12 protein-coding genes are annotated in these 12,900 nt (G+C 73.0%); 6 read left to right on the top strand and 6 right to left on the bottom strand.

The genetic code is table 11. The annotated features are described in order from the left end of the window. Positions 1–117 precede the first annotated feature (117 nt). The 4 genes from RDV89_RS17375 to RDV89_RS17360 all read left to right on the top strand — a co-directional run bounded on the left by RDV89_RS17375 (position 118) and on the right by RDV89_RS17360 (position 3,003). Positions 118–609, top strand: coding sequence for a YajQ family cyclic di-GMP-binding protein (locus RDV89_RS17375; protein ID WP_315735050.1), 492 nt, complete (start codon positions 118–120; stop codon positions 607–609). 166 nt (positions 610–775) lie between these two features. Continuing rightward, positions 776–2,152 carry an MFS transporter gene (locus RDV89_RS17370; RefSeq protein WP_315735048.1) on the top strand — a complete coding sequence of 459 codons (1,377 nt, stop codon included), beginning with the start codon at positions 776–778 and terminating at the stop codon, positions 2,150–2,152. 122 nt (positions 2,153–2,274) lie between these two features. Then, positions 2,275–2,643: a YidH family protein gene (locus tag RDV89_RS17365; protein WP_315735046.1), complete on the top strand. Its 369-nt coding sequence runs from the start codon at positions 2,275–2,277 to the stop codon at positions 2,641–2,643. 18 nt (positions 2,644–2,661) lie between these two features. After that, on the top strand, positions 2,662–3,003 hold the full coding sequence (locus tag RDV89_RS17360; protein WP_315735044.1) for a DUF202 domain-containing protein: 342 nt from the start codon (positions 2,662–2,664) through the stop codon (positions 3,001–3,003). A gap of 25 nt (positions 3,004–3,028) precedes the next feature. Here RDV89_RS17360 and RDV89_RS17355 read toward each other — a convergent pair whose 3' ends face one another. Genes RDV89_RS17355 through RDV89_RS17340 form a run of 4 tightly spaced genes read right to left on the bottom strand, consistent with a single transcriptional unit; the run spans position 3,029 to position 6,765 of the window. Next, positions 3,029–4,051, bottom strand: a complete 1,023-nt coding sequence (locus tag RDV89_RS17355) for a sulfate/molybdate ABC transporter ATP-binding protein (protein ID WP_315735043.1) — start codon at positions 4,049–4,051, stop codon at positions 3,029–3,031. Further along, positions 4,048–4,896, bottom strand: coding sequence for a sulfate ABC transporter permease (locus tag RDV89_RS17350; protein ID WP_315735041.1), 849 nt, complete (start codon positions 4,894–4,896; stop codon positions 4,048–4,050). The genes RDV89_RS17355 and RDV89_RS17350 overlap by 4 nt, the downstream gene beginning before the upstream one ends. Continuing rightward, positions 4,889–5,740 (bottom strand): sulfate ABC transporter permease subunit CysT, encoded by an 852-nt coding sequence (gene cysT, locus RDV89_RS17345; protein WP_315735039.1) that lies wholly within the window; start codon positions 5,738–5,740, stop codon positions 4,889–4,891. The genes RDV89_RS17350 and cysT overlap by 8 nt, the downstream gene beginning before the upstream one ends. Next, a complete protein-coding gene (locus RDV89_RS17340) occupies positions 5,737–6,765 on the bottom strand; it encodes an extracellular solute-binding protein (RefSeq protein WP_315735037.1) in 1,029 nt (342 codons plus the stop codon). The genes cysT and RDV89_RS17340 overlap by 4 nt, the downstream gene beginning before the upstream one ends. Before the next feature lie 163 nt (positions 6,766–6,928). Between RDV89_RS17340 and rarD the strand changes: the two genes are divergently transcribed. Both rarD and RDV89_RS17330 read left to right on the top strand, forming a co-directional pair. Further along, positions 6,929–7,852: an EamA family transporter RarD gene (rarD, locus tag RDV89_RS17335; protein ID WP_315735035.1), complete on the top strand. Its 924-nt coding sequence runs from the start codon at positions 6,929–6,931 to the stop codon at positions 7,850–7,852. Positions 7,853–7,973: 121 nt separating this feature from the next. After that, positions 7,974–10,070, top strand: a complete 2,097-nt coding sequence (locus tag RDV89_RS17330) for a PhoX family protein (protein WP_315735033.1) — start codon at positions 7,974–7,976, stop codon at positions 10,068–10,070. Positions 10,071–10,251: 181 nt separating this feature from the next. Here RDV89_RS17330 and RDV89_RS17325 read toward each other — a convergent pair whose 3' ends face one another. After that, on the bottom strand, positions 10,252–11,196 hold the full coding sequence (locus RDV89_RS17325) for a polyprenyl synthetase family protein (protein WP_438823299.1): 945 nt from the start codon (positions 11,194–11,196) through the stop codon (positions 10,252–10,254). 68 nt (positions 11,197–11,264) lie between these two features. Next, entirely contained in the window at positions 11,265–12,899 is a 1,635-nt protein-coding gene (gene nuoN, locus RDV89_RS17320) for an NADH-quinone oxidoreductase subunit NuoN (RefSeq protein ID WP_315735029.1), read from the bottom strand. Position 12,900: the final 1 nt, after the last annotated feature.

The following is a 12,900-nucleotide window of genomic DNA, read 5'->3' as shown; positions in this document are numbered from 1 at the left end:
GCCATGTCGAGCGCCCGACTTGGCCGGGCGACAACAGCACGAAACAATAGCGCACGCGGTCGCGACTGCCGAAACCGCCGCGACCACCCGCCGTACCCGATCCGCAGGAGCGCAGCCATGGCCGACTCGTCGTTCGACATCGTGAGCAAGTTCGACCGCCAGGAGGTGGACAACGCCCTGGGGCAGACCGCGAAGGAGATCGCGACGCGCTACGACTTCAAGGGCACCGGGGCCACCATCGAGTGGAAGGGCGAGGAGGCCATCGAGATCACCGCGTCGGCCGACGAGCGCGCCACCGCGGTGCTCGACGTCTTCAAGGGCAAGCTGGTCAAGCGCAACGTGTCGCTGAAGGTGCTCGACGCCTCCGACCCCCGCCCGTCCGGCCAGACGTCGAAGATCGGCATCGCGCTCAAGGAGGGCATCAGCTCCGAGGACGCGAAGAAGATCTCCAAGCTGATCCGCGACGAGGGCCCCAAGGGCGTCAAGGCGCAGATCCAGGGCGACGAGCTGCGGGTGTCGTCGAAGAAGCGCGACGACCTCCAGGCCGTCCAGGCGCTCGTGCGCGACCAGGACTACGAGTTCGCGGTGCAGTTCACCAACTACCGCTGAGCCCGCCGGTCGCACCGGCCCGTACGCCGACCAACCCAGCTCCGTACGCCGCCCCGCCGCTCGCCGCGGCAGGGCGGCGTACGCCATTTAGTGAGACTCGATTCCCACTTGCTGAGACGACCGGCGTAGCCTGCGCGGGTTCCCCACCCCGTCACCGGAAAGAACCATGTCCACGGCCCAGCAGTCCGCAACGCCCGCCCCCGACCCGACCGGCGCCCCCACCGAGGCCCCCGCGAACCCGCGCTCCCGCGTGCTGGTCGCGAGCCTCGTCGGCACCACGATCGAGTTCTACGACTTCTACATCTACGCCACCGCGGCGGTGCTGGTCTTCCCGCACCTGTTCTTCCCGGCCGGCAACGACACCACCGCCCTGCTCGCGTCGTTCGCGGTCTTCGGCGCGGCGATGGTCGCCCGCCCGCTCGGCGCCGTGTTCTTCGGCCACCTCGGCGACCGCCGCGGCCGCAAGGTCACCCTCGTCGCCTCGCTGCTGACGATGGGCATCGCGACCTTCCTCATCGGCCTGCTGCCGACGTACGCCCTCGTCGGCTGGCTCGCGCCCCTCCTGCTCGTGGTGATGCGCCTGGCCCAGGGCTTCGCCATCGGCGGCGAGTGGAGCGGCGCCGCGCTCGTCGCGACCGAGAACGCGCCGGAGGGCAAGCGCGCCTGGTACGGCACCTTCCCGCAGCTCGGCGCCCCGCTCGGCTTCATCCTGGCCAACGGCCTGTTCCTGCTGATCGCCGCGCTGATGCCGTCGGACGACCCGTCGACGCCGTCCGACATGTTCCTGTCGTGGGGCTGGCGGATCCCGTTCCTGTTCTCCGCCGTCATGGTGATCGTCGGCCTCTACGTGCGCCTGCGCCTGGTCGAGAGCGCGGCCTTCCAGCGCACCGTGGAGAAGGGCAAGGTCACCCGCCTGCCGCTCGGCGAGGTCGTGCGTACGCACGGGCGCGAGCTGGTCCTCGGCACCTTCTACATGCTGGCGACCTACGTCCTCTTCTACCTGATGACGACGTACTCCCTCAGCTACGGCCGCGCCGCGGTCGACGCCGAGGTGCCGGGCCTGGGCTACACCTACACCGGCTTCGTGCTGATGATGATCGTCGGCGTGGTCTTCTTCGGGATCTTCACGATGGTCTCCGGGCCGATCGCCGACCGGTACGGCCGCCGCGCGCACCTGCTGGTCGTGACCACCGCGATCATCGTCTTCGGCCTGTGCTGGGTGCCGCTGCTCGAGGCCGGCGACGTCGGCGTGATGGCCTGGCTGATCCTCGGCTTCAGCCTGATGGGCCTGACGTTCGGCCCGATGGGCGCGCTGCTGCCCGAGCTGTTCGCCACGAACGTCCGCTACACGGGCTCGGGCCTGTCCTACAACGTCAGCTCGATCCTCGGCGCGGCCGTCGCGCCGTTCATCGCCGTGTGGCTGTGGGGCCTCGCCGACGGCAGCCCGTTCCTCGTGGGCGTCTACCTCTCCGCGATGGGCCTGCTGACCCTGACCGCGCTGGCGGTCGGGCGCGACACCCGCACGCTCGACATCGAGCGCTGAGGCGCCGCGAGGCGGAGCACGACCGGCCGGGACCACCGGCCACCGGGACCCCGGGCCCGGCGCGAGAGCGTCGGACCCGGGGTCTCGCCGTCGCTGCCGCCGGGCGGCGCTACGGTGCCCCCATGGCCCCCACGCCCTCCGACGCACGTCGCCCTCGATGGGTGTACGCGGAGGGCACCGAGCCCGATCCCCGCTTCACCCTGGCCAACGAGCGCACGTTCCTCGCCTGGATCCGCACGTCGCTGGCGCTGGTCGCCGCCGGGGTCGCGGTCGACGTCGTCGACCTCGGCATCACCGGGGGCTCCCGGCGAGCGCTGGCCGCGGGCCTGGTCGCGCTGGGTGTGGTCTGCGCCCTCGGCGCATGGGTGCGCTGGGCCCGCGTCGAGCGGGCGCTGCGCTCCTCGCGCCCGCTGCCGTCCTCGCCCCTGAGCGTGCTCGTCGCGGTGGCGCTGCCGGTGCTGGCGGTGCTGCTGCTCGTCGCCCTGCGATGAGCTTGCGGTGAGCCCACGATGAGCAGTCCGCGGCCGGAGGGGCCCCACCCGGACGCGACCGGCTACGGCCCGCCGGACGCGTACCGCGCCGACTCCGCCGCCCCCGAGCGCACCGCACTGGCCTGGCAGCGCACGGCCCTGGCCCTCGTCGTCGCGGCGGCGATCGTCGCCCGCCTCACGGTCGGCGACCTCGGCCCCGTCGCGCTGGCCGGCGGGGCCGCGGCCGCCGTGGCCGCCGGCGTGGTGCTGGTGCGGCCGCGTACGCCCTCGGTGCAGGGCGCCGTGCCCGTCACCGCCCTGACGGCCGCGGTCGTCGTGGTCTGCGCGCTCGAGCTGGCCGCGGTGCTGCTCCGCCCCTGACACGGTCCGTGACTCCGCCCCTGACTCAGACCTTGACCGCGTCGACCGGCTGGTCCCCCGGGACCGTCGGGGCGCCGACGACCGGCACCCGACGCGCGCCCTGCTCGGGCGAGAGCCAGACCCGGGTGCCGACCTCGAGGCCCAGGGACCGGGCGAAGGTGCGCGTCATCGTCACGACGACGTCGGTGCCGTCGTCGGCCGCGCCCTCCGGCCGCACGAAGATCCGCACCTCGAAGCCGACGCGCAGGACCCGCGCCACGGTGCCGGCCACGCCGCCGTCGGCCGGCGTCGTGCGCACCTGGATGTCGTGGGGCCGCACGAGGTGGTGGTCGAGGGTCGTGACCTCGCCGAGGAAGCCCATCACGAAGTCGTTCGCCGGCTCGTCGTAGAGGTCCTCGGGCGAGCCGATCTGCTCGATCCGGCCCTGGTTGATGACGACGATCTCGTCGGCGACCTCGAGGGCCTCCTCCTGGTCGTGCGTCACGAACACCGTCGTCACGTGCACCTCGTCGTGCAGCCGGCGCAGCCAGTCGCGCAGCTCCTTGCGGACCTTGGCGTCCAGGGCGCCGAACGGCTCGTCGAGCAGCAGCACCGACGGCTCGACCGCGAGCGCGCGGGCCAGGGCCATCCGCTGGCGCTGGCCGCCCGAGAGCTGGGAGGGCAGGCGCTTGGCGAACTGCTCGAGGTGGACGAGCTCGAGCAGCTCGTGCACGCGCCGCTTGACCTCCGCCTTGGGCCGCTTGCGGATCTCCAGGCCGAACGCGACGTTCTTCTCCACGCTCATGTGCTTGAACGCCGCGTAGTGCTGGAACACGAACCCGACGTTGCGTCGCTGCGGCGGCAGGGCGGTCGCGTCCGTGCCCTCGATCTCGACCTGGCCGCCGTCGGCGGTCTCCAGCCCGGCGATGATCCGCAGGAGGGTCGACTTGCCGCCGCCCGAGGGTCCCAGCAGGGCCGTGAGGCGACCCGTCGGGATGGAGACGCTGACGTCGTCGAGGGCGACGAAGTCGCCGTAGGACTTGGTGACGCCACGGACCTCGATGCTCATGCGCGCTCCTCCCGGGGGCGGACGTAGGTGACCACGGCGAGCGCGACCACCGAGACGAGGACGAGCACCATGGCGACCGCGTACGCCGCCGGCTCGTCGAAGTTCTGGTAGTGGTTGTGGACGAAGAGCGTCGCGGTCTCGCCGCGGAACTCGGCGCCGGAGCTGACGATCTTCACGGCGCCGAACTCGCCGAGCGAGCGTGCGGTCGTGAGCACCACGCCGTACACCAGCGCCCACTTGATGGACGGCAGCGTGATCCGCCAGAACACCTGGCGGCCGTTCGCGCCGAGGCTGCGGGCAGCCTGCTCGGCCTCGGTGCCGATCTCCTCCAGCACCGGCACCACCTCCCGCACGACGAGCGGCAGGCTGACGAACGCGGTGGCCAGCACGAGGCCGGGCGTCGAGAAGATCACCTGGAAGCCGACGCTCTGCAGCGTGCCGCCGAGCCAGCCGGTGGTGGAGCTGTACGCCAGCACCAGGGCGAGTCCGACGACCACCGGCGAGACGCTGAGCGGGAGGTCGACCAGCACCGAGAGCACCCGACGACCGACGAAGCGGTAGCGCACGAGCAGCAGCGAGATGCCGACGCCGAAGACCGTGTTGGCGATGACGGCGTAGAGCGCGACCGTCAGCGTGAGGTTGAAGGCGTACACCGCGGCGGGGTCGCCGAGGCGCTCCAGGAACGCCCCCACGCCGCCCTCGTGCGGGCCGCTGGCCCGGAAGGCCCGGTCGAAGACCAGCGAGACCGGCCAGGCGACGAGCAGGAAGAGGTAGACGACGACGGCGACCCGCAGCACGAGCGTGACGGGGCCGCGGCGGCGCCGGATCAGCCGGGTGTCAGCCACGGACGGCCACCTTCCGCGAGAGCAGGTCGAGGGCGACGATGACGAGCGCCGAGACCAGCAGCAGGATGAAGGCGACGACGGCGGCGCTCTCGAACTGGTCGCGCTCGATGAACTTGAGGATCCGCACCGAGGCGACCTCGGTCTCGCCGGCCCGGTTGCCGGCGATCAGCACCAGGGAGCCGAACTCGCTGATGGCGCGGGCGAAGGCGAGCGACGTCCCGGCCGTGATGGCGGGGACCAGGCTCGGCAGGATGATCCGGCGCAGGATCGTGGCCTGGCTGGCGCCCAGGGAGGCGGCCGCCTCCTCGACCTCGCCGTCCAGCTCCTCCAGCACGGGCTGGACGGTGCGCACCACGAAGGGCAGCGTGACGAAGAGCAGGGCGAGGAAGATGCCCGTGCGGGTGCCCACCACGTCCACCCCGATGGGGCTGCGGGGGCCGTAGAGGCTCACGAGCACCAGGCCCGCCACGATCGTGGGCAGCGCGAACGGGATGTCGATGACGATCTCGAGCAGGCGCTTGCCGCGGAAGTCGTCGCGCACCAGCACCCAGGCGATCACGGTGCCGACGACGGCGTTGACCAGCGCCACGAGCAGGGCCTCGCCGACCGTCAGGAGCAGCGCGGCGCGGGTGTCGCGCTGCGAGACGACGTCGACGAACGTGGACCAGCCGCCCTCGGTGGCCGTGACGACCACCGCCGAGAGGGGCAGCAGGACCAGCACGCTGAACCACAGCAGCAGCACCCCGAGGCCCAGGCCCGAGGCCGGCCCGAGGCGGTCGGCCGCCCGGAGCTGCCGCGGCTGCCGCGGCGGCTTCGGGCGGGCGACGGTGTCGGTGGCGCTCACCGCTCGCGCAGCTGCTGGTAGAGCGCGCCCTCGGCCCACCACTTCTCGTTCACCGCGTCCCAGCCGCCGAAGTCGTCGGCGATGGTCAGCAGCGTGGTGGGCTCGGGGAACGGGTTGGACGGGTCGTTGGCGCCCTCGACCTCGACGTCGACCTCGACGTCGCCGACCGGACGGAAGCCCTTGCGCACGAACTCGGTCTGGCCGGCGTCCGAGAGGACGAAGTCGAGCCAGGCCTCGGCGGCCGGGTGGGCGTCCTCCAGGATCGCGCCGGGGTTCTCGATCAGCAGCGTCGAGTCCGGGACGACGTAGTCGTAGGTGCGGCCCTGCTGGCGGGTCAGGATCGCCTCGTTCTCGTAGCTGATGAGCACGTTGCCGAGGCCGTTCTCGAACGCCTCGGTGGCCTCGCGGCCGCTGGTCGCCCAGGTGGTGACGTTGTCGAAGACGTCCACGAGGTAGTCCTCGGCCTCGGTCTCCGACGCGCCGCCCGCGATCGCGGACCCGTAGGCGGCCAGGATGTTCCAGCGCGCGGCGCCGGAGGAGTCGGGGTCGGCGGTGACCAGCTCGACGTCGTCGCGGGTGAGGTCCTCCCAGCCGGTGATGCCCAGCGGGTTGCCCTCCTCGACGACGAGCACGGCGACCGAGCTCGACACGATGCCCGCGTTCGGGCCCTCGTTCCAGTCGTCCGCGACGAGGCCCTCGTCGACGAGGCGGGTGACGTCGCCCTCGAGCGAGAAGTGCACGTAGTCGGCGTCCGTGCCGTTGACGACCGCGCGGCTCTGGTCGCCGGAGGCGCCGTAGGAGCCGGAGAAGTCGGCCTCGGTGAGGCCCTCGGCGCCGTCGGTCTTCACGAACTCGGTGATGATCGCGTCGTTGGCGGCCTCGGGGACGGCGAAGCCGACGATGTCGAAGCGGTCCTCGCTGTTGCCGCTGCCGCCCGCGCTGGCGCACGCGGACAGCGTCAGGGCCAGGGATGACACGACGGCGCCGGCGGCCAGGGCGCGAGGACGGAGGGGACGCTGGAACATCTCGGGGACCTTTCGACGGGCCGGCTCTCGGGTGCCGACTCGGACAATGTCGAGAAGATTAGGAAGCATTACGGTTGTTGATCGGATGCGTTCAGCATGTGGACCTGTGTCTCACGCGTCTGCCGATGCCGTGCCCGCCCCCGCCCGGCCCTACGATCCGTCGGTGAGCGGACGTCTGTCCCGCGCCGGCGCGGGCTTCACCATGGGCGTCGGCGCCTACACGCTGTGGGGCGTCTTTCCCCTGTACTTCCCGCTCCTCGAGCCGGCGGGGCCCGTCGAGATCCTCGCCCAGCGCGTGCTGTGGTCGGTGCTCACGATGGCGGTCCTGGTCCTCGCGCTGCGGCGTACCCCGCAGCTGCGCGCCCTGCTGCGCTCCCGGCGTACGCTCGCGCTCCTCGCGGTCGCCGCGGCCACGATCAGCGTCAACTGGGTGACCTTCATCTACGGCGTGACCACCGGGCACGTGCTCGAGACGTCGCTGGGCTACTTCGTGAACCCGCTGGTCACGGTGCTGCTCGGCGTGCTCGTGCTCGGCGAGCGCCTGCGGCGGCTGCAGTGGGCCGCGCTCGCGATCGCCGCGACGGCCGTGGTGGTGCTGACCGTCGACTACGGGCGCCTGCCGTGGATCGCGGTGCTGCTCGCCTTTAGCTTCGGCACCTACGGCCTGGTCAAGAAGACCGCCGACGTCGGCGCCGTCGAGAGCCTGGCGGTCGAGACGGCGCTGCTGACGCCGCTGGCGGCCGCGTACGTCGGGTGGCTGGCCGCCTCGGGCGGGCCCGTGCTGGGCACCCAGGGGCCGGTCCACACTGTGGTCTTCGCGCTGCTCGGCCTCGTCACCGCCGTGCCGCTGCTGCTCTTCGGCGGCGCCGCCACCCGCGTGCCGATGGTGACGCTGGGGCTGCTGCAGTACCTCGCACCGATCTTCCAGTTCGTCCTCGGCATCGTCTGGTTCGGCGAGCACATGCCGGCCACCCGCTGGGCCGGGTTCGTGCTGGTGTGGCTCGCGCTCGTGCTGTTCACGGTCGAGGCGTACGGCCACCGGCGCCGCCACCTGCGCCGGGTCGCCCGGGCCGCGACGGCGACCTGAGCAACGCCCGGCCTCGACGGCCGGCCCGCTACACCACCGCCCCGTCGCGCGTCGCGGCGTTCACCGGACCGCCATCCATCGTTCGCGCGGTGGCACCGCAGCGGTCCTAGGTTCCCGGCTCATGACGGACTCTCGGACCGACGCCCACGCCTGCCCGCCCGCCGCGGGCCCCCGGCGTACCCTCCCCCTCTGGCGCGCCGACGGCGGCCCGCACGGCTCGCGCAGCTGGGCCACGTGCTTCTACCGCTGCGGCAACGCGTGCGACAAGCCGGAGCCGAACCGCACCGACAACCCCCACGTGCAAGACGTGATCACCACCGCCCTGCGGCGGCGCGCCGTGCTCGGCGGGGCGGCGGCCGGCGTCGGCACGGTGGTGCTGGGCGGCCTGGGCTCCGCAGCGGCGGCGGGTACGCCCGAGGGTCGCGGCGGCGGGCACGGCCACGGGAACGGCCACGGTCGCGGCGACCGCGTCTCGACGGACGGCTTCCGCCCGGTGGCGCCGAACACCGACGACGCCGTGACCGTGCCGCCCGGCTACACCTCGGCCGTCGTCGCGGCGTGGGGCGACGCGGTGCTGCCGGGCGCACCCCGGTTCGACGTCCACCGCCAGACGCCGGAGTCGGCCGCGCAGCAGTTCGGCTACAACAACGACTACGTGGGCGTCCTCCCGCTGGGCCGCAGCAGCGCCCTGCTCGTGTGCAACCACGAGTACACGAACGAGGAGATCATGTTCCCCGCCGGCGCCTACTCCGCCGACGAGCAGCGCCGCATCGCGCTCGCCTCGCACGGCATGAGCGTGCTGCGGATCGAGAAGGGCCGCCGCGGGGGCTGGTCCGCCAGCCGCGACCGGCGGACGTACAACCGCCGGATCACCGGCGAGACCCCGTTCGCCGTCGACGGACCCGCCGCCGGCAGCGCGCGGCTGCGCACCAGCGCCGACCCGAGCGGCCGCACGATCCTGGGCACCCTCAACAACTGCGCCGGCGGCACCACGCCGTGGGGCACGGTGCTCTCGGGCGAGGAGAACGTCAACCAGTACTTCGGGACCGCCGGCGAGATCCCCGCCGACCGGGCGGAGGCGTTCGAGCGCTACGGGATCTCCGCCGAGGGCGAGCGCGGCTGGCACCTCACCTGGGACCGCTTCGACGTCGCGAAGGAGCCGAACGAGCCCAACCGGTTCGGCTGGATCGTCGAGATCGACCCGTACGACCGCGACGCCGCCCCGGTGAAGCACACGATGCTCGGCCGCTTCAAGCACGAGGGCGCGAACGTCCAGCTCGCGCACGACGGTCGCGCGGTCGTCTACATGGGCGACGACGAGCGCGGCGACTACCTCTACCGGTTCGTCTCGGCCGAGCGGATGCGGCGCGGGAACAGCCGGTGGGCCCGTCGGCACAACCAGCAGCTGCTGACCCGCGGCACCCTGTCCGTCGCCCGGCTCAGCGGCGACGGCACGGCCGACGGCGAGTGGGACGGCACGGGCGAGTGGGTGCCGCTGACCAGCGACCGCGAGTCGTTCGTGCCCGGCTGGAGCGTCGTCGACGTGCTCGTCGACACCCGTCTGGCCGCCGACACGGTCGCGCCGACCCGGATGGACCGGCCCGAGGACGTCGAGCCCAACCCGGTGAACGGCCGGGTCTACGCCGCGCTGACCAACAACTCGAACCGCGGCACCGCCTACCCGACCGACGAGGCCAACCCGCTGGCCTCGTCGAAGGTGCGGCCCGAGCTCGGGGCGCCGCTGGAGGACGCGACGGGCAACCGCAACGGGTACGTCCTCGAGCTCGAGCCCGGCCGCGACCGCACCTCGAGCCGCTTCACGTGGCGGCTGTTCCTCGTCTGCGGCGACCCGGAGGCGCCCGAGACCTACTTCGGCGGGTTCCCCAAGGACCAGGTCAGCCCGATCAGCTGCCCCGACAACGTCGCCTTCGACTCCGTCGGCAACCTGTGGGTCTCCACGGACGGCAACGCGCTCGGCTCCCACGACGGGATCTTCCGGGTGCCGGTCGCCGGACGCTCGCGCGGCAAGGTCGAGCAGTTCCTCACCGTGCCGATCGGCGCCGAGGCCTGCGGCCCGCTGATCACCGACGGCGACCAGCACGTGTGGCTCGCGGTGCAGCACCCGGGCGAGGGCGGCACGTTCGCCGCGCCGACCAGCCTCTGGCCCCACACCGACCGCTTCCCCCGCCCCGCCGTCGTCGTCACCTGGAAGCGCTGACGCGCGCGTCGAGTTGCGGGTTCCGCCGCGTGGTCGGCGTCGAGTTGCGGGTCCCGCCGCGTTGTGGGCGTCGATTTGCGGGTTCCGCCGCGGCACAACCCGCAACTCGACGCTCCCGGGCGCGGCACAACCCGCAACTCGACGCAGGAAGCGGGAGGGGATCCCGAGGAATCCGGAGGGATCAGGCGGAGCGGGTCGCCACGACGTCGGCGAAGGCCTCGAGGGCGGCGCGGACGGGGCCCTCGGGCAGGGCGGTGAGCAGGGCCTTGGCCTCGCCGGCGCGGGCGACGACGTAGTCGCGCGCCTCGGTCATCGCCGGGTGCGCGCGCAGGAGCCCGAGGGCCTCCGCGTGGAGGGCGTCGTCGGCGGCGAGGTCGGTGACCGCGGGGTCGAGGAGCTGCTGGAGGCGGGCGTCGGCCGGGTCCTGCGAGCGCTGCACGAGCAGCACCGGCAGGGTCGGCACCCCCTCCTTGAGGTCCGTGCCGGGCGTCTTGCCCGAGGTGTCGGACTCCGAGGCGATGTCGAGGATGTCGTCGGAGAGCTGGAACGCGGTGCCGACGATGTCGCCGTACGCGGTGAGCGCCGCGACCACCTCGGGCGTCGCCCCGCCGAACATCGCGCCGTAACGCGCCGACGTGGCGATGAGGGAGCCCGTCTTGCCGGCCACCACGTCGAGGTGGTGCTCGACCGGGTCGGCCCCGGGCGCCGGCGGCACCGTCTCGAGGATCTGGCCCTCGACGAGCCGCGCGAACGTGCGCGCCTGGATCCGCACGGCCTCGGGCCCGAGGTCGGCGGTCAGCTCGGAGGAGCGGGCGAACAGGAAGTCGCCGGTGAGGATCGCGACGTGGTTGTCCCACCGCGCGTTCGCGGAGTCGGCGCCGCGGCGCAGCAGGGCCTCGTCCATCACGTCGTCGTGGTACAGCGACGCCAGGTGCGTCAGCTCCACCACGCACGCCGCCGTCCGGACCTCGGGAGCCGCCGGGTGCGGGCCCGCCTCCGCGGCGAGCAGCACCAGCAGGGGGCGGAACCGCTTGCCGCCGGCCTCCATCAGGTGGCTGGCGGCCTCGGTCACGTACGCCGCGCTGCCCTGCACGTGGGCGACCAGGGCATCCTCCACCTCGCCCATGCGGGAGCGGAGGCGATCGGCCAGCTCGGCGTCGGTGACGGGGAGGGCCAGTCCGGGTGCGTTCGAGGTCACCTGAGGAATGATCCCGCATCCCCCGCGAGGTCGAGCAAGGGCCCCGGCACCAGTCCGAGCACGACGGTCGCGACCAGCGCGACCCCGATGGTCACCGACGTCAGCGGGGAGGGCACGACGACCGCCGGCGGGTCGTCCGGCGGGTCCGCGAAGAACATCGTGACGATGTGACGCACGTAGAAGTAGACCGCCACGATGCTGCTGCCGATCGCCACCGCGACCACTCCCCACGCGTCGGCCGAGGCCGCCGAGGTGAACACGGACCACTTGCCCACGAACCCGGCGGTGAGCGGGATGCCGGCCAGGCTCAGCAGGAACACGGCGAACACGCCCGCGACCAGCGGCGACGTGCGGCCCAGCCCGCGCCAGCGGTCCACCGCCCCGGCCTCGCCGCCCGGCTCGCGCACCAGCGTGGTCACCGCGAAGATCCCGACCGTCGCGACGCCGTAGGTCGCCAGGTAGAACAGCACGCCCTGCAGGGCGCTGATCCCACCCACGGTGCTGCTCGCGCCGAGCCCGAGCACGCCGGTGAGCAGGAAGCCCGTGTGCGCGATGGAGGAGTACGCCAGCAGCCGCTTGATGTCGCTCTGGCCCACGGCGAGCACCACGCCGCCGACCATCGTCAGGATCGCGACGACCTGCACCAGCGGGCGCCAGTCCTCCGCGACCGGGCCGAGCCCGACCGCCAGGAAGCGCAGGATCGCCAGGAAGGCGGCGATCTTGGTCGCGGCCGCCATGAACGCGGTGACCGCGGTCGGAGCGCCCTGGTAGACGTCGGGGGTCCAGGCGTGGAACGGCACCGCGCCGACCTTGAACAGCAGCGCGACCAGGACGAGGCCCGCGCCGGCGAGCAGCAGCACCTGGGAGGCCTCCCCGGCGCTCGCGGCCGCCGCGATCCCGCCGAGGTGGAGGGTGCCGGCGTACCCGTAGAGCAGCGCTGCGCCGTAGACGAAGAAGCCGGAGCTGAACGCGCCGAGAAGGAAGTACTTCATCGCCGCCTCCTGGCTCAGCAGGCGACGACGGCGTGCGAGGCCGCAGAGCAGGTAGAGCGGCAGCGACAGGATCTCGAGCGCGATGAACATCGTCAGCAGGTCGCCCGAGGCCGCGAAGAGCATCATCCCGGCCAGCGCGAACGTCAGCAGCGGGTAGACCTCGGTCTGCTCGACCGGCTCCTCCGGCGCGTCCAGACCCCCGGCACCCGAGCCGGACCCGGCGCCCGTGCTCCCCGCGCTCCCCGTGCCGCCCTCGGCCGGTCCCCCGACCGTCGTGGCGCTCGCGAACACCGGCAGGCCCGCGTCCACGCGGCGCTCGGCGAACAGGGCGAGGCCGCCGACGCCCACGACGAGCAGCAGCACCCAGCTGAAGACCGCCGGGCCGTCGACCACCACCGTGCCCGCGACCGTGGACTCGCCGACCCCCGGCCCGCGGGCCGGCAGCTGGGTCGCCACGACGACCGCGGCGACCAGCGCCGCGACGAGACCGACCGCGGCGACGCCCACCTGGGCGGTACGCCGGGCCGCCCGCGGCGTGAAGGCCTCCACGACCACGCCCACCAGGGACGCGGCGAAGACGACCAGCACCGGGCTCAGCGCGCCCCAGGCGATGTCGGGAGCGGCGAACTCTCCACCCATG

The organism is Nocardioides imazamoxiresistens, assembly GCF_032378595.1.
GTDB lineage: Bacteria > Actinomycetota > Actinomycetes > Propionibacteriales > Nocardioidaceae > Nocardioides > Nocardioides imazamoxiresistens.
This window is presented reverse-complemented; position numbering and strand designations above follow the sequence as displayed.